General features: G+C 68.6%; 12 protein-coding genes. 6 read left to right on the forward strand and 6 right to left on the reverse strand.

The annotated features are described in order from the left end of the window. Nucleotides 1-81: 81 nt before the first annotated feature. Both M9980_RS08925 and M9980_RS08930 read left to right on the forward strand, forming a co-directional pair. Nucleotides 82-750, forward strand: a complete 669-nt coding sequence (locus M9980_RS08925; protein ID WP_250749505.1) for a response regulator — start codon at nt 82-84, stop codon at nt 748-750. Then, nucleotides 747-2,084: a sensor histidine kinase gene (locus M9980_RS08930; protein WP_250749508.1), complete on the forward strand. Its 1,338-nt coding sequence runs from the start codon at nt 747-749 to the stop codon at nt 2,082-2,084. Before M9980_RS08925 ends, M9980_RS08930 begins: the two co-directional genes overlap by 4 nt. Before the next feature lie 81 nt (nt 2,085-2,165). Here M9980_RS08930 and M9980_RS08935 read toward each other — a convergent pair whose 3' ends face one another. Then, a complete protein-coding gene (locus M9980_RS08935; protein ID WP_250749510.1) occupies nt 2,166-5,855 on the reverse strand; it encodes a beta strand repeat-containing protein in 3,690 nt (1,229 codons plus the stop codon). A gap of 363 nt (nt 5,856-6,218) precedes the next feature. Between M9980_RS08935 and acnA the strand changes: the two genes are divergently transcribed. From acnA to M9980_RS08950, 3 genes are all read left to right on the forward strand, one after another. Continuing rightward, on the forward strand, nt 6,219-8,888 hold the full coding sequence (gene acnA / locus M9980_RS08940; RefSeq protein ID WP_250749512.1) for an aconitate hydratase AcnA: 2,670 nt from the start codon (nt 6,219-6,221) through the stop codon (nt 8,886-8,888). Continuing rightward, entirely contained in the window at nt 8,885-9,292 is a 408-nt protein-coding gene (locus M9980_RS08945) for a DUF2147 domain-containing protein (protein WP_250749515.1), read from the forward strand. The genes acnA and M9980_RS08945 overlap by 4 nt, the downstream gene beginning before the upstream one ends. A gap of 85 nt (nt 9,293-9,377) precedes the next feature. Continuing rightward, nucleotides 9,378-9,989, forward strand: coding sequence for a hypothetical protein (locus M9980_RS08950; protein WP_250749517.1), 612 nt, complete (start codon nt 9,378-9,380; stop codon nt 9,987-9,989). A 7-nt stretch (nt 9,990-9,996) separates the two neighbouring features. On the opposite strand, the gene mtnP is transcribed toward M9980_RS08950, so the two are convergent. The 5 genes from mtnP to M9980_RS08975 all read right to left on the reverse strand — a co-directional run bounded on the left by mtnP (nt 9,997) and on the right by M9980_RS08975 (nt 16,034). After that, nucleotides 9,997-10,845: an S-methyl-5'-thioadenosine phosphorylase gene (mtnP, locus tag M9980_RS08955; protein ID WP_250749537.1), complete on the reverse strand. Its 849-nt coding sequence runs from the start codon at nt 10,843-10,845 to the stop codon at nt 9,997-9,999. After that, nucleotides 10,842-12,245, reverse strand: a complete 1,404-nt coding sequence (locus M9980_RS08960; RefSeq protein ID WP_250749540.1) for an amino acid permease — start codon at nt 12,243-12,245, stop codon at nt 10,842-10,844. Before M9980_RS08960 ends, mtnP begins: the two co-directional genes overlap by 4 nt. A 566-nt stretch (nt 12,246-12,811) precedes the next feature. After that, complete coding sequence (locus M9980_RS08965; protein WP_250749543.1) at nt 12,812-13,432, reverse strand: Isoquinoline 1-oxidoreductase subunit; 621 nt, start codon at nt 13,430-13,432, stop codon at nt 12,812-12,814. Beyond that, nucleotides 13,429-15,570, reverse strand: a complete 2,142-nt coding sequence (locus tag M9980_RS08970; protein WP_250749546.1) for a xanthine dehydrogenase family protein molybdopterin-binding subunit — start codon at nt 15,568-15,570, stop codon at nt 13,429-13,431. The genes M9980_RS08965 and M9980_RS08970 overlap by 4 nt, the downstream gene beginning before the upstream one ends. After that, a complete protein-coding gene (locus M9980_RS08975) occupies nt 15,567-16,034 on the reverse strand; it encodes a (2Fe-2S)-binding protein (protein ID WP_250749548.1) in 468 nt (155 codons plus the stop codon). Before M9980_RS08975 ends, M9980_RS08970 begins: the two co-directional genes overlap by 4 nt. Before the next feature lie 161 nt (nt 16,035-16,195). On the opposite strand from M9980_RS08975, the gene M9980_RS08980 reads away from it, so the two are divergent. Further along, nucleotides 16,196-17,608 carry a methyl-accepting chemotaxis protein gene (locus M9980_RS08980; protein ID WP_250749551.1) on the forward strand — a complete coding sequence of 471 codons (1,413 nt, stop codon included), beginning with the start codon at nt 16,196-16,198 and terminating at the stop codon, nt 17,606-17,608. The last annotated feature ends 153 nt before the right edge of the window (nt 17,609-17,761 follow it).

Here is a 17,761-nt window from a genome sequence, read left to right on the forward strand (position 1 = left end):
TCGCTTCTACGCTCCCCCACCTCGCCCACGCTGAACGCCGCCGTTCAGTTTCGGTTTAGCCCTGCGGAGTAGCCGGTCCCGATGCGTATCCTGCTCGTAGAGGACGACCCCGATCTCGGCCCCGCCATCGCGCGGGCGCTGCGCGGCGAATCCTGCGCGGTCGATCTGGTCGCCGATGGCGTCGATGCCGAACATCTGGGCGATACCGAGCTGTACGACGCCGCCGTCCTTGACCTCGGCCTGCCGGGGCGCGACGGCATCGCCATCCTGCGCAGCTGGCGCGAGGCGGGGCGCCAGCTGCCCGTGCTGATCCTGACCGCGCGTGACGGCTGGTCGGACAAGGTCGCAGGGTTCAAGGCCGGCGCCGACGATTTCCTGACCAAGCCGTTCCGCGTCGAGGAGTTGGTCATGCGCCTGCGCGCGCTGGTCCGCCGCGCCGCCGGCCATGCCGCGACCCGTATCGAATGCGGCCCGCTGGCGTTCGAGACGCAGGCCGGCCAGTTCGAGCTCGATGGCCTGCCGCTCAAGCTGACCGCGTTCGAATGGCGCGTGCTCTCTGCGCTGATGCTGTCGAAGGAAGCGGTGATCCCGCGCCTCGACCTGCTGGAGCGCGTGTATGAGGGCGATGCCGACGTCGATTCGAACAGCCTGGAAGTGATCGTCGGGCGTCTGCGCCGCAAGATCGGCGCCGACCTGATCGAAACGGTGCGCGGGCGCGGCTATCGGCTCACGGCGGGGGCGCCGGCATGAAGCTGATTCCGCGCTCGATCCACGGGCGGATGCTCGCGCTCTCGCTGCTGGCAACCCTCGTCGCGCTCGCGGTCGCGGGTGCCGCCATCTTTGGCGTGCTCGAACGCTTCGTGACGCAGGGGCTCGACCAGCGGCTCGATGCCGAGCTGTCGCTGCTCGCCACCGCGGTCGATCGCGACGGCAGTGTCGACCGCGCCCGGCTGGCGCAGGTGCAGGGCGCGCTCGACGGCGGGCGCGGCTGGCAGTGGCGGATCGTGGCGCCGGGCGGCAGCGTCGTGTCCGCCGATTTTCCCGTACTCGACGCGCCGCCCGCCCCTGGCCGTCCGCCCGGCGCACACGGGCCACCCCCGGTTGGTCCCGGGCGCATGCATCCTGCGGAGGGACACGACCGCGCCGGACGCCGCCTTCACGCCCGCAGCCTCATGCTGTCCAGCACCGCCGGCCCGGTCACGCTGACCGCCGCGGCGCCGTGGCAGGTGGTGGTCCGTCCGGTGCGCGGCGCGCTGGTGCCGCTGCTCGCCACGCTCGGAATCCTCGGCCTCGCGCTGGCGCTCGCCGCGCTCGTCCAGCTGCGCCTCGGCCTGCGTCCGCTGCGTCGGCTGGCGGTCGAGGTCGCCGCGATCCGGCAAGGGCACCGCGCGACCGTGTCGGAGGATCAGCCCGACGAGCTCCGCCCGCTCGCGACCGAACTCAACGCGCTCGCGCGCGACACTGCCGCGGCGCTCGACACCGCGCGCGCGTCGGCGGCCAATCTCGCGCACGCGCTCAAGACCCCGGTCGCGACGCTCGCGCTGGAACTACGCGACCATGCCCCCCGCGCCGCGCAGGTCGAGCGCATCTACGCGACGATCCGCCACCACCTCGCCCGCGCGCGCGGCGGGATCGCCGATACGCGGTCGGCCACGCCGCTCGCCCCGGCGATCACGGATCTGGTCGCCGCCATTGCCCGGCTGCATGCGCCGCGCGGCCTCAGCTTTACACAAGACGTATCCGGCGACGTCGCGGTCGCGATCGCGGCATCGGACCTCGATGAACTCGCCGGCAATCTGATCGACAATGCCGCGCGCCACGCCGCCTCCAGCGTCGCGATCACCGCTCGGGTCGAGGCCGGCCTGGTGCGGCTGACGGTCTCCGACGACGGCCCCGGCATTCCCGCCGCCGACCGCGCCCGCGCGACGGCGCCGGGCGTCCGGCTGGACATGCGCGGCGACGGCGACGGATTCGGGCTTTCGATCGCTCGCGATCTGGCCGAGCTCCACGGCGGCGCGCTGTCGCTCGATACCGCGGACGGCGGCGGTCTGGCCGCGACCGTCACCCTGCGCCGCGCGGTCTGACGCCGCGCAATCTGACGCAGCGCCCATGAAAAAACGGGCCGCTTCTCTCGAAGCGACCCGTCTTCCCGGTGCGATGGTGCCTTAGAAGCGGAAGCGCATGCCGGCGCGACCGCCGAAGCCCTCGTAATCGCCGCCATTGGCATAGCGACCCTCGAAGAAGCCGCTGACCGCGCCCTGCTTCGACCCGACGTTCAGGCCCAGCGTACCCTCACCGTAATCGCGGATGCGCAACCCGCCGAAGTTCACCGTCTGGCCGCCGCTGACGAACGTCACGCGGTCCTGCCCACGGAATTCGTGGACGTAGTTGCCGCCGGCGTAGAGGCTGGCGGTCGACGCGCCGATCTCACGCGTGAAGCCCAGGCGGGCACCCGCCTTGCCGCGCACGCCGTCCTCGTCGTTGAACGTGAACGCACCCGCCGAGTTCGAGGCGACCGTGAAGTCGTCGAAATCGGAGTGAGTGTACGACACGCTCGCCGCCGGTTCGATCCACACCGCCTTGCCGAAGCGGAAGCCCGCCTCCGCCTTGCCGCCGTACACCGACCCGTTGAACTTCTGGGTATAGCGACCGGAGATGCTGCGGTTGTCCGCCCAGTAATAGTCGTACTTGCCCAGCACGTTCACGAAGAACGCGTCGGCGTTGAAGCTGGCGTACACGCCGCCGTTGATCGCATCATAGTTGATGCGGTCGGCGGAGTTGGCGAAGCTCTGGTTCGAATTCAGGTAACCGCCGGTGATGCCGAAAGCGAACGCGCTGCTGCCCGCCGGACCACCGAAGTCGAGGCCGATCTGGCCGCCGAAATAGTCCTGCTTGTAGCCAAGGTTGACCGGAGTGGTCACGCCGTTGAACGCGAAGCTGCGGCTGCCCGTCTGCTCCTCGACCTGGCCCATCGCCTGGAACCACAGGCGTCCGCCGGCACCACCGGGGCCGTTCGCGGCGACGTTGTCGCGCAGTTCGCGCATGTGGCCCGACCAGGCATCGCCCGACTGGAGCCACAGGTTGCGCGCACCGCCGGCGAACACCGCGGTGCGGTACACGCCCACGCCCGGCGTCGCCACCAGGCTGAACGCGAAGGTCGTCGGGTTGTACACGACCCGGTACTGGATCAGGCCCTGATCGACCTGCGTGCTGTCGAGCGTGAACGCGGTCGCGGTCGATGCCGCACCGGCCTGCACCAGCACCGTGCCCGTCGCGGTGCTCAGCACGGCGGGGGTGGTGTTGAGCTGGTTGAGCGTGATCGCCGTGCTGCCGGTCGCGGCACCGCTCAGGCGCAGCTGGTCGGCCGTGCCCGAGGCGACGCCGAGCGACGCGTCGAGCGCCAGGCGCGCCGCGCCAGAGCCGGTGTAGGCGCCCGGCACCACCAGCACATCGCCGGTGTGGCCGTTGCGGAAGTCGATCAGGCCGCTGTTGTTCAGCGTCTCCAGCCCGGTGAAGGTGACCGTGCCCGCCGTCGTCGACGTGCCCAGCACCCGCAGGATACCGCTGTTGTTGAACACGTCGGCGCCCGCGCCGAAATCGCTGTTGCTGTTGGCGTTGAAGATGCCGGCGTTGTTGACGGTATCGGCGTTGCCCGTCAGCGCGATCCGGCCCGTGATCGTCCCGCCGTTGGTGACCGTCGCGGCCCCGCCGGTGATCGTCAGCGCCGAATTGGTGCCAGAGATCGTGCCGCCGTTGTTGACGGTCGTGCCGGTGCCCGACGTGATCGTCGCACCGTTGTTGCCGCCGCCCAGCGTGCCCGTGGTGAGCACCAGCGCGGCGTTGGTGGCCGCCTGGATCTGGACACCGTCGGCGGCGGTCGAGCTGTTCGTGCCGCTCAGGGTCACGGTTGCGGCGCCCAGGTTGCTGCCGGCGAAGACCGCCGACGCGCCGGTGCCGGTCGCGGTGATCCCGGTGCCGGTGACGTTGACCGCGCGGTCGCCGGTGGCGGCGACGCCGGTGGCGTTGGCGCCGGTGGTGGCGACCTGACCGGCAGCGACGTTCACGCCGTTGTCGGCGCTGACCCGGATGCCGATCGCGTTCGCGCCGGTGGTGGTGACGGTGCCCGTGTTGGTGACGTTGGCGGTTCCGTCGGCGCGGACGAGGACCGCGGTACCGGCGCCGGTCGTCGCTGCACCGTTGACGGTGGCATTGATCGTGCCGGTGCCGCCGATGATGCGCAGCGCGTTGTTGCCGGTGGCAGTCTGCTTGCCGCCGTTGAAGGTCACCGCGCCGGTGGTCGCGATGTCGGTGCCCCGCGCCCCGGATTCGGTCGCGGTCACGGTGCCGGTGGTCAGCGTCACCGCGCTGGTCCCGGCATTGACGACCAGGCCGTTGCCGGTGGTGGCGACGGCGCCGACCGTCAGGTTGACCGGAGCGGTCGAGGTGATGAGCGCACCCTGCGACCCCGCGCCGGTGGTGGTGACGTTGCCGAGGTTGCCGGTCACTCCCGCGCCGGTCACGACGGCAGCGGTAACGCCGGCACCGTTGGTGCGCAGTGTCGCGCCGCTGCCGCGCAGGTTGATGGTGCCGGTCGACGCGAGGTCGAGCGCGCTGGCGGAATTGACGCCTGCCCCGACGCCCGACGTCGTGATGTTGCCATAGCCCGCGTCGATCGCGCCGGTGCCCGCGCGGCTGAACAGGCCGGTCGAGCCGACGCCGGTCGTCGTGATGACGCCCGCATTGGTGGTGACCGTGCCGGTGCCGCTGGTGTTCGCGGTGAGACCATAGGAGCCCACGCCCGACGTCGTCGCCGAGGTGATGGTCGCCGCGATGTTACCGCCGTTGGAGGTCGAGAACACGCCGTTGCTGTTGTCACCGGTGGTGGTCAGCACACCGCAGTTGATCGTGACCGAACCGGTGCCCTGCGTCTGCGCGATCACTGCCGTCGCATTGTTGCCGGTGGTCGACACGCTGGGACAGCCGCCGACGCTTGCCGAACCGGTCGCATTGATGGCTCTGGCGATGATACCGGCGCCGTTGACGGTCGAGACGGTGCCGGTGCGCACCGTGCTGTTGCCGGTGAACGCCTGGCCAACGACGCCGAACCCACCGGCCGTGGTACCGCCGTTGGTGCTGGTGGTCACATTGCCGGTCGTGACCGACACGGTGCCGCCGTTGGCGAGAACCACGCCCTGGCCGGTCGACACGTTACCCGTGACGATCGTGTTGGTGCCGTTGCCGATCGAGTTGGTCAGCACGCCGAAGCCTGAGGCGGTCGAAATGTCACCGGTGGTGATGGCGATGTTGCCGGTCTGCGCCGTGGCGAGGATCGCAGTGCTGTTCAGGCCGGTCGTCGTGATGTTGCCGGTGCGCAGCGTCAGGTCGGTGCCCGCCGTCGACAGCACGCCGAACGAGGCGGCGCCGGTGGTGGAGACATTGCCGACCGTCACGGTCGCGGCCTGGCCGGCGGTGTTGAGGACCACGCCATTGGCGCCGGTGCCGCCCGTGGTGGAGACGTTCACCGCAGAACCCGACGCGGGCGTGAAGCTGAGCGCCCCGCCGGTCGAGGTCATGTTGACCGCGGTGACGCCGGTCGTGGCGATCGGGCCGGTCGCGGTATAGGTGGTGGTGGCGGGGCCGGCGACATCGACCGTGACCAGGCCGGGGCCGGGCACAGTGACGTTGCTCGGCGTCGTGGTTGCGGTCAGCACGGTGGCGGTGCCGTCGACGCAGGTGATGGTTGTGCCGGCCTGCGAGCACGTCGTGGACTGTGCTTGGGCAGCGGTCGGCAGCAGCAGAACGGCAGCCGCAGTGGAAACGCTGCCGAGCAGCGCGGTACGCATCGTCGAAATCATGATAGGCCTCCCTGTTCCGGACGTGCGCACAACCCCGACAGCGCCGCCGAATATTCTGACCGCGATAGGATAGCGGCGCTCGGCGAAACTGGTCAATCGCCCAACGGTTCCCGCCACTGTACGTTTCGTACAAATTTTTGCGGGACTTAGCGTCGATTATGGGCAGACACCGGTAGCACCGCGGCGGGATCGTTCTCCAGGGCGGGCCATGCACTCCTCGTCCAACCGCCCACCGCCCTTCCCCTCGCCTCGAGCCGCTGCTATCGGCCTGCGGGAAACCCGCCTTTTCGCGCGCGCGTGCGGCTTCCAGCAGCCTCCCCCGCGCCCGCGCGACGGGCCCGACAGCGAAGGACCGTCCACCACATGACCGCCATCGGCCACGACACGCTCGCCACGCGCACGACCCTGAATGCGGGTGCCAAGAGCTACGATTATTTCTCGCTGGCCAAGGCGTCGGAGAAGCTGGGCGACATTTCGCGCCTGCCCTTCTCGATGAAGGTGCTGCTCGAGAACATGCTGCGGTTCGAGGACGGCAAGACCGTGACGGTCGACGACGTCCAGGCGATCATCGACTGGCAGAAGGACGCGCGCTCCGACCGCGAGATCCAGTATCGCCCGGCGCGCGTGCTGATGCAGGATTTCACCGGCGTGCCCTGCGTCGTCGACCTGGCGGCAATGCGCGACGCCATTACGAAGCTCGGCGGCGACGCGGTGAAGATCAACCCGCAGGTGCCCGTCCACCTCGTCATCGACCATTCGGTGATGGTCGACGAATTCGGCACGCCCAAGGCGTTCGAGGATAACGTCGCGCTCGAATATCAGCGCAACATCGAACGCTATGAGTTCCTGAAATGGGGATCGAAGGCGCTCGACAATTTCTCGGTCGTCCCCCCCGGCACCGGCATCTGCCATCAGGTGAACTTGGAATATATCGGCCGCGGCGTGTGGTCGTCCGAAAACGGCGGCGCGGCGATCGCCTATCCCGACACCCTCGTCGGCACCGACAGCCACACGACGATGATCAACGGCCTCGGCGTACTCGGTTGGGGCGTCGGCGGGATCGAAGCGGAGGCGGCGATGCTCGGCCAGCCGGTCAGCATGCTGATCCCCGAAGTCGTCGGCTTCAAGCTGACCGGCGCGATGCAGGAAGGCATCACCGCGACCGACCTGGTGCTGACCGTCACCCAGATGCTGCGCGCCAAGGGCGTGGTCGGGCGCTTCGTCGAATTCTACGGCCCCGGTCTTGCCGAGATGACGCTCGCCGACCGCGCGACCATCGCCAACATGGCGCCCGAATATGGCGCGACCTGCGGCTTCTTCCCGATCGACGACCGGACGCTCGACTATCTGCGCCTCTCGGGCCGGCCCGACGACGACGTCGCGCTGGTCGAGGCCTATTGCCGTGCGCAGGGCATGTGGCGCGAGGACGATGCCGCCGACCCGATCTTCACCGACACGCTCGAACTCGACATGTCGACCGTCACCGCGTCGCTCGCCGGCCCGAAGCGCCCGCAGGACCGCGTGTCGCTGTCGAAGGTGGACGAGGTGTTCAACGGCGACCTCAACAAGGTCTATCACAAGGACAATGCCGAGCGCGTGGCCGTAGAGGGCCGTGACCACGACATCGGCGACGGCGACGTCGTCATCGCCGCGATCACCAGCTGCACCAACACGTCGAACCCCTCGGTTCTGATCGCCGCCGGCCTGGTCGCGCGCAAGGCGCGGGCCGCGGGCCTGACGCCGAAGCCCTGGGTCAAGACCAGCCTCGCGCCGGGTTCGCAGGTGGTCACCGATTATCTCGACAAGTCGGGCCTGACCGAGGACCTGAACGCGATGGGCTTCAACCTCGTCGGCTATGGCTGCACGACGTGCATCGGCAATTCGGGCCCGCTCGCGCAGCCGATCTCCGACGCGATCAATTCGGGCGATATCGTTGCCGCCTCGGTGCTGTCGGGCAATCGCAATTTCGAAGGCCGCGTCAGCCCGGACGTCCGCGCCAACTTCCTCGCCTCGCCCCCGCTGGTCGTCGCCTATGCGCTGAAGGGCACCGTCACGCAGGACATGGTCGAAACCCCGCTCGGCCAGGGCAGCGACGGTAAGGACGTGTATCTGAAGGACGTGTGGCCGACCAACGACGAAGTCGCGACGATGATGGCCGCGAACATCGACTCCGGCATGTTCCGTGCGCGCTACGGCGACGTGTACCTCGGCGACGAGCATTGGCAGGGCGTGAACGTCGAAGGGTCGGACACCTACAGCTGGCCGCCCGCCTCCACCTACATCGCCAACCCGCCCTATTTCGAGGGCATGACGATGGAGCCGAAGCCCGTCGCCGACATCATCGATGCGAAGCCGCTGGCGATCCTGGGCGACAGCATCACCACCGACCACATCTCCCCCGCCGGATCGATCAAGGCCGACAGCCCCGCCGGTGCATGGCTGATGGAGCGCCAGGTGTCGAAGTCCGACTTCAACAGCTACGGCGCGCGTCGCGGTAACGACAACGTCATGGTCCGCGGCACTTTCGCCAACATCCGCATCCGCAATGAGATGGTGCCGGGCGTCGAGGGCGGGATGACCGCCTACAAGGGCGAGACCATGCCGATCTACGACGCCGCGATGCGGCACAAGGCGGACGGCACCCCGCTCGTCATCGTCGCGGGCAAGGAATATGGCACGGGATCGTCGCGCGACTGGGCGGCCAAGGGCACCAACCTGCTCGGCGTCCGCGCTGTCATCACCGAAAGCTTCGAGCGCATCCACCGCTCGAACCTGGTCGGCATGGGCATCGTCCCACTCCAGTTCGCCGACGGCGTGACGCGCCAGACGCTGAAGCTCGACGGCAGCGAGACCTTCACGATCCGCGACGTTGCCGGCCTTCGCCCGCGTCAGGACGTGACGGTCGAACTGACCCGCGCCGACGGCACCAAGGAGACCTTCCAAACCCGCTGCCGCATCGATACCGTCAACGAACTGGAGTATTTCCTTAACGGCGGCATCCTCCAGTACGTGCTGCGCAAGCTGGCCGCGTGAGACCGCTGATCGCCGCCGCTGCGTTCGGCGTGTCGAGCGCGGCGGCGGCGGCGCCTACCCCCGTGACCGGGCGCTGGCTGACCGTCGATGCCAAGGCGATCGTCGAGATCGCACCCTGCGGCGCGTCGCTGTGCGGGCGCATCGCGCGGGTGCTGAAGCCGCGCCCCGGCGGCCCCGCGGTCGACGCCAACAATCCGGACAAGGCGCTGCGCAACCGCCCGATCCAGGGAATCGCGATCCTGACCGGTTTCACCGCCGACGACGATCGCTGGCGCGGGCGCATCTACGATCCCGAAAGCGGGCGCACCTATCGCTCCGAACTGCGCATCGACGGCGGCGTGCTGAAGGTGAAGGGCTGCTTCGGGCCGTTCTGCCGCACGCAGGAGTGGACGCGTACCCGCTGAGCCGCCCCGCGCCGGCGGCACATCGTCTCGCCTTCGTTAACCTTACGATGGTAATGATGCCCGCGAACCTAGTCGGAGCGGAACGATGAAGAAGCCACAGACGGTCGCGGCGCTGACCGACCTCGGGCGCGTGCAGCTGTCCCGGACGTTCTTCATGCGCGATTTCCTCTATTCGGACATCGCCAGCATCCACGGCCTGTCGAACATCCCCGACGACCCCGACCTCGCGATCGCAGCAGGCACCCGGCTGTGCGAGGGTCTGCTCGAGCCGTTGCAGGACGCCTTCGGCCGCATCGCCATCCGCTCGGCCTATCGCTCGGCGGAGGTGAACGCGCTCGGCAACGCCAAGAATTACAATTGCGCTTCGAACGAACGCAATTACTCCTACCACATCTGGGACCGCCGCGACGCGAGCGGGGCGATGGGCGCGACCGCATGCATCGTCGTGCCCGGCTTCGCCAACCGCTTCGACCAGCCCGGCGACTGGAAGCGGCTGGCGTGGTGGGTCCACGACCATCTGCCCTATGCGACGATGGAATTCTTTCCGGTGCGGTTCGCCTTCAACCTCGGCTGGCACGAAAAGCCGGTGCGCGCGATCATGTCGCACATCCCGAACGACCGCGGGTACCTGACCAAGCCCGGCATGCCCAATCACGACGGCGACCACAGCGCCGAATGGGCCGGCATTCTGCCGTAGCGCCGCGTTAGCCGAGCGCCCGCCCGGCGACCGCCCGCAACCGTTCCACCATCGCCGCATCCCGCGCGCCCGGCGCGGTGATGATCGCGGCGTCGAGGTTGGTATCGATCGGCGACGGCGTCCGCTCCGCCGGCAGTGCCGCCAGCAGCCGCGCGACCAGCCCGCGGGCCTTGGCCGCGTTCGCCCCGACCTGCGCCAGCACGCCCGCCACATCCACCGCCTCGCCTCCGCGCCAGCAGTCGTAGTCGGTCACCATCCCGACCAGCGCATAGGGCAGTTCCGCCTCGCGCGCGAGCTTCGCCTCGGGCAGCGCGGTCATGCCGATCACATGGCACCCCCAACTGCGGTAGAGGTTGCTTTCCGCCCGCGTCGAGAATTGCGGCCCCTCCATCGCCAGATAGCTACCGCCGACATCCGCCTCGGGCATCGCCGCCGCCAGCAGCCCCGTCAGCCGCGGGCACACCGGATCGGCCATCGAGACATGCGCGACCAGCCCTTCGCCGAAGAAGCTGCCGCTGCGCCCCTGCGTCCGGTCGATCATCTGGTCGGGGATGCTGAAGCTGCCCGGCGCGCGTTCCTCGATCAGGCTGCCGACCGACGAGATCGCGATCACGTCGGTACAGCCGAGCATCTTCAGCGCGGCGATGTTGGCGCGGGCGTTGAGTTCGCCCGGCGGGATACGGTGCCCGCGCCCGTGCCGGGGCAGGAACGCGACGGCCACGCCGTCCAGAGACCCCTGAAAGATCGCATCGGACGGGCGTCCCCACGGCGTCTCGACCTCCACCCACTCGCCGCTCAGGCCGGGAATGTCGTACAGCCCCGACCCGCCGATGATCCCGATCGTCCAGCCGCTCATGCGGTGCGCGTGCGCCGCGCGACGAACAGGAAATAGAGGATCAGGCCGACCACGTTCCAACCGAAGAACCACAATTGCGTCCGCTGCGGCAGGCTGAAGAACAGGTAGGCGCATCCCAGGATCGCGATCGGCCCGACCACCCACGCCAGCGGCGTGCGGTACGCGCGCGCCATGTCGGGCGCACGGCGGCGCATGATGAGCATGCAGGTCGCCACCGCGATGAACGCGACCAGCGTTCCCGCATTGGCGAGCGCGGCCAGCTCGCCCAGCGGCACGAACCCGGCCAGCACCGCGACCAGCACTGCGGTGAACAGCGTGATCCGCACGGGCGCCCCCCGCGACGAAACCTTCGCCAGCCCCGACGGCAACAACCGGTCGCGCGCCATAACGAAGAAGATGCGGCTCTGCCCATAGAAGAACGCGAGGATGACGGTCGGCAGCGCGATCACCGCCGACGCCGCGAGATATTTCGCCGCGCCCGGCTGCCCCAGCTCGCGCAGGATCAGTGCCAGCGGCTCGGGCGAATTGGCGAAGCGGGTGTAGCCGATCGCCCCGACCGCCGCGGCGGCGACCGCGATGTAAATGACGATGCAGATCAGCATCGATCCGACGATCCCGATCTTCAGGTCGCGGGCCGGGTTCTTGGTTTCCTCCGCCGCGGTCGCGATCGCGTCGAAGCCGTAGAAGGCGAAAAAGATGATCGCCGCCGCCGCCATCACCCCGCGCTCGACCCCGTCGGCGCCCATCGACTTGGGAAAACCGAACGGGCTGAACGGCGTGAAATTGGCCGCGTCGAAATAGGGAAGTGCGACGGCAACGAACACCACCAGCGCGACGATCTTCACCAGCACCAGCACGGCGTTGACGGTTGCGCTTTCCTTGGTGCCGAGGATCAGCATCCCCGCCACCACCGCGATGATGCCGATGGCGGGCAGGTTGACGATGCCGCCCAGTTCCGGCCCCTGCATCAACGTCATCGGCACGCCGAGGTAACTCTGGAGCAGCGGCGCGGCATAGCCCGACCACCCGACCGCGACCGCCGAGACGACCAGCGTGTATTCCAGGATCAGGCTCCACCCCACGACCCAGGCGATGACCTCGCCGATCACGGTGTAGCTGTAGGTGTAGGCGCTGCCCGACGTCGGGATCATCGTCGCCATCTCGGCATAGGCGAGCGCCGCGCATGCGCAGATCAGCCCGGCGATCCCGAACGACAGGATCACCGCCGGCCCCGCCTTGTCCGCACCCACCCCGATCAGCGTCAGGATGCCGGTGCCGACGATCGCCCCGACACCCAGCGCCACGAGGTGTGGCCACGACAAGGTCCGCGCCAGCCGCTGCCCGCCCGCCGCGTCGGCAGCGGACTCGATCGGCTTGCGCCTGAAAATACCGTCGGACATGCGGTAAGAACCCTCCCCTGAAACTTGTGGCCGCGATCAAAGCGGTTTGCGGCGACTTTGGGAAGGGTCGGCGCGCCGATTGCTGCCAACCCCGTTCGCTTCGAGTAGGGATCGAGCTTGTCGAGAGCCTGTATCGAGAAGTCCTCTCCCAGAGGCACCCACCTCTCGATACGTCGTCTCGACAAGCTCGACGACTACTCGAGGCGAACGGAATTGGGGGAGGTTTCGGCAGGTGAGTCCCCCCAAACCACCGTTCGTGCTGAGCGAAGTCGACGCACGCGGCCCGGATGTCGCCCGTAGCAACCCGCACTTCGACTTCGCTCCGTGCGAACGGATGGTGGGGCACACAATGATGAGAGCGCAGCCGTCAGACCGACCTTTCCACCCCAAAAACCGTTCGCTTCGAGTAGGGATCGAGCGCAGTCGAGAGCCCGTATCGAGAAGTGCTCTCCATGAGGCACCCCCCTCTCGATACGTCGTCTCGACAAGCTCGACGACTACTCGAGGCGAACGGATTGGGTAGCAGGGTCGAGGCATAGAGGGGGCGACTCTGATGCCCCCCTACCTCACGCCGGGCACACCGCGCCGCTGTCGATCCATGCCTTCGTCAGGTCGCCGAACTGCGCCTGCGTGCCGGGCACCGGGGTGCGTCCGACGCCCGGCTTCCAGCCCCAGCCGACCAGTCCGTCGTGGGCGTTGTGTTCGTGGATCTGCGCCAGCGTCTTGCCGCCGTTGCGTTTGCCGTCCTTGATCTGGCGGCAGATGTCGCCGAGCGATTTGCCCTCCCACGCCATCGACCGCGGCGCCAGATGCCATTGCGGATCGCCGGGGATGCTGCCCTCGCCATTCGCGAACGCCACGTTGCGGGGGCCATGGCAAGTGGCGCATTCCAGGCCGACCGCGCCGTGGCCGTCGGCACCTCGCGTCACCGGCGGGTTGTGCGGCGTGCCGGCGTCGCCCTGATTGGGGCGGTCGCTGCGCGGGTGGCAGTTCACGCAGCGCGGGTGCTGGATCACCTTGCCCATCTCGGTGAAGATCGCGACCGATCGCTGGCCCTTGTCCGCGATCGACGCAAACGCCGCCACCGGCTTCAGCCCGGCGGGCGCTGACCCTTGCGCCCCGACGACCACCGCCGCCGGCAGCGCGACCGCGGCGATGGCCAGCGCGGCATATCCATAACGGCTCATGCCAGATTCTCCGGATGGATGAAGGGCAGGCGGCGGACGCTCTTACCCGTAAGCTTGCGCCAGGCGTTAGCGATGGCGGGTGCAGTCGGCGGCACGCCGGGTTCGCCGACGCCGGACGGCTTCTCGGTCGACGGGATGATCGCGACCTCGATCTCGGGCATCTCGCCGATGCGGAGCGAGCGATAGGAGTCGAAATTCGACTGCATCACGCGCCCCCCTTCGCCCAAGGTAATCTCGGCATAAAGCGCGTGGCCGACCGCGAAGCCGATCCCGCCCTCCATCTGCGCGCGGATGACGTTGGGGTTGACCGGCACGCCGCAATCGACCGCACACCAGACCTTGTGCACCTTCGGAACGCCGTCCGCGCCGCGCGACACCTCGGCGACCTGCGCGACATAGGTGTCGAAGCTCTTGTGCGCCGCGATGCCCCGCGTCCGTCCCGCCGGCACCTTGCCGCCGAAGTTCGAGATGGCGACGACCTTCTCCAGCACGCCCTTCAGCCGCGGCTCCTTCATCAGCGCCAGCCGCCCGGCGACCGGATCCCTGCCGCCCATCGCCAGCAATTCGTCGAGCATGGTTTCCTTGACGAAGGCGGTGTGCGTGTTGCCGACCGACCGCCACCAGAGCGTCGGCACGCCGTTCGGCATGATATGCTGGCTGACCCGCTGGTTGGGGATGGCGTAATCGTCCGCCGTCCCTTCGGTGATCGTGCTATCGATGCCGTTCTGCACCAGCATCGCCTCCATCGGCGTCCCGATGCCGAACGACTGGGCGGCGACGACCTGTTCCCAGCCGGAAATATTGCCCGCGGCATCGAGTCCGGCGCGCACGCGGTGCAGCGTCAGCGGGCGGTAGCGCCCGCCGGTGATGTCGCCCTCACGGCTCGCGACATGCTTCACCGGCGCCTTGAAGCCATACGCCTTGCACGCCATCGCCGCCTCGACCCCGTCGCCCATATCCGGGGTCGCGCGCCGGCCGAAGCTGCCGCCGGCGAATTGCTGGTGCATCGTCAGCTTGTCGGGCGCGATGCCGAGGGTGCCCGCGATCGCCGCCATCTCGCCGACCTGGAACTGGCTGCCGACCCACACGTCGGCGCGACCGTTCGTCACCTCGATGACATGGTCCAGCGTTTCCATCGGCGCGTGCGCCAGGAACGGGAAGTGGTAGGTCCCATCGATCGTCCGCGCCGCCCGCGCGAGCGCGGCGGGCGCGTCGCCCTCGGCATGGGCAGTCTTGCCGGGCGCCGCCGCGGCCTTCGCATAATCGGCGAACATCTGCTCGCTGGTCCGCGTCTCTGCCTTCGCGAAGTCCCAGTCGACCTCCAGCGCGGCACGCCCGCGCATGGCGCTCCATGTGTCCTTCGCGTAGACGACGACACCGCGCGGTACCGTCTTCACGTCGATGACGCCGGGCACCGCCATCGCCGCGTCGGCATTCACCTTGCGCACCGCGCCGCCGAACGCGGGCGGGCGCAGGATCGCGGAGTGGACCATGCCGGGGCGCGCGACGTCCATCGTGAACACCGCCGACCCGTCGGTCTTGGCCAGGCTGTCGATCTTGCGGTTTTCCTTGCCGATCAGCGTCCACCGGTCGGGCGTCTTCAGCGGCACGTCGGTCGGTACCGGCAGCAGCGCAGCATCCGCCGCCAGCTCGCCGAAGGTCGCGCGCCGCTTGCCGCTCGACACGACGCCCTTCGACACGGTGATCGCGCTCGCCGGCACGCCCCAACGTTTCGCCGCCGCACTCACCAGCATCGCCCGCGCGGTGGCCCCCGCGGTGCGCATCTGCATCCAGCTTTCCTTGATCGCGCTGGAGCCGCCCACACCCATCGTCCCGAACGCGAGGTTCTTGTAGAGCGGGTCGTTCGCCGGCGAGAATTCGATTCGCATCTGGCCCCAGTCGGCATCCATCTCGTCGGCGACGACGGTGGTGACACCGGTCGAGGGCCCCTGGCCGAATTCGACATGCTTCTGGATGACGGTGACGCTGTTGTCGGGCGACACCCGGACGAAGGCGTTGGGCGCGAAGGGCTTCGCGGCGCCAGTCTGCGCCATCGCGCCCTTCATCGGCAGCGTCAGTCCGAGGATCAGGCTGGAGCCCTGCAGGAACCCACGGCGGCTGGGGGTAAAGGCGTTCATGCGACCTTCCCCATATTCTGCGAGGCGTCCTTGATCGCCTGGCGGATGCGGACATAGGTGGCGCAGCGACAGATGTTGCCCGCCATCGCCGCATCGATATCGGCGTCGCTCGGCTTCGACTTGGCGCTGAGCAGCCCGATCGCCGACATCACCTGACCCGACTGGCAGAAACCGCACTGCGGCACGTCGATCGCCACCCATGCGGCCTTCACCGCGGTCGCCGCCTTGCCGGCGACACCCTCGATCGTCGTCACAGACTTGCCCGCGACCATGCTGACCGGCGTCACGCACGCGCGCCGGTTCTTGCCCTCGAGGTGCACGGTGCACGCCCCGCACTGGGCGATGCCGCAGCCATATTTGGTGCCCGTCATCTGCAAATGATCGCGCAGCACCCACAGCAGCGGCGTCTCGGGATCGCCATCGAAGCGCGTCGCGCGCCCGTTGACCTGGAATTCGGTGGCCATTGTCGCGTCCCTCCTGCGATGGCGTCGTCGGTCGGAATATATCGCAGGCGCGCTTAGTTGCGAAACGAAATTCACTCGGCCCCGCTTCGGCGGCTTGGTTAATTGCTCCTTTACCCTGACTACTTAAGGATCGCCCGTCACATCGGGATGTCACGCCACCCATGAACTTGCCTGCGGCCATCACCCTTCCCGCCTTCGACGAGGACGCCATCCGCCGCGTCGCGCGCAATTGCGGCCAGCTCGCCGTCGATTGCAGCGACGCCGCCGGCTATGTCGCGGGCGTGTCGGAGGGGATCGCCGAGCAGATCGTCGCCTTGGGCGATCTCGAAGGCGTCACTACCGCGCTGGAGGCCGACCAGCGCGCCGTTGCCATCTCGACCAGCGAGGCGCGGCGCCTGTCCGAACAGGCGCGCGCGACCCTCGACCGCGAATCCGCGCAGGTCGCGGTGTCGGTCGGCGAATTCGGCGCGCTGACCGACCTCATCACCCGCCTCGGCACCCGCATGACCGATTTCGCCGCGGCGATGGAGCAGGTCCAGCGCGTGTCGCAGGCGATCGACGACATCGCGCGCAAGACCAACCTCCTCGCGCTCAACGCCACGATCGAGGCACAGCGCGCGGGCGACGCCGGCCGCACCTTCGCGGTCGTCGCGGCGGAAGTGAAGAAGCTCGCGCTCGAAACCCGCCAGGCCACCGACGAGATCACGCGGACGATGGCGAGCTTCAGCAACGAGGCCGGCACGCTGATGCGCGAGATCGACGACGGCGTCGGGCGCAGCGTGTCGGCGCGCAAGGGCGTCGAGCAGATCAGCCAGTCGGTCGCCGAAGTGTCCGGCATCGTCGCCCGCGTCGATGCCATCACCGACGATATCGAACGCTCGACCGAAGTCACCTCGGCCAGCGTCGGGCGGGTCCGCGACACGCTCACCCTGTTCGGCGCGCGCGCACGCGACGGCGCCGCCAATCTGGCGAGCGCGCACGACCGCATGAGCCGGCTCGAACACCTCTCCAGCTCGATGCTCGACAGCCTGGCGCATTCCGGCGTGCGGATCGACGACAGCAGCATGATCGACACCGCGGTCGCAGCCATGATCGAGGTTCGCGACCTGATCGATCGCGCACTCGCCCGCGGCGAAGTCAGCGAAGACGCGGTGTTCGACACCGCCTATGTGACGATGCCCGGCACCGATCCGGTCCAGCACACCACCCGCTTCAACGCATTCGCCGACGCCCATGTCCAGCCGATCCTCGATCGGCTCGCCCGCGCCGACACCGCCCGCATCCTCGGCCTCGCGATCACCGACGTGAACGGCTACCTGCCCACGCACCTGTCGTGGAAATCGCTGCCCCAGCGTCCCGGCGACCCCGCCTGGAACGCAGAGAACTGCCGCAACCGCCGCAACTTCCTCGACGACGCCACCCGGCGCGCGATCAGGTTCGACGGCGACTTCATGCTCGTCACCTACCGCCAGGATCTCGGCCAGGGCCGCTACCGCGCCGTGAAGAGCGTTTTCGTGCCCCTGCGCATCGCCGGGCGGCGGTGGGGAAATTTCGAGGTGGCGTTCGTGGATTGAGCGGGGTGTGGGTCTTACCCGTCCGCCCCCTCCCCCACCCGTTCGCTTCGAGTAGGGATCGAGCTTGTCGAGACGACGTATCGAAAGGTGGGTGCCCCAGGAGAAGACCTCTCGATACGGGCTCTCGACAAGCTCGATCCCTACTCGAGGCGA

Source organism: Sphingomonas donggukensis (assembly GCF_023674425.1).
GTDB classification, from domain to species: domain Bacteria; phylum Pseudomonadota; class Alphaproteobacteria; order Sphingomonadales; family Sphingomonadaceae; genus Sphingomonas; species Sphingomonas donggukensis.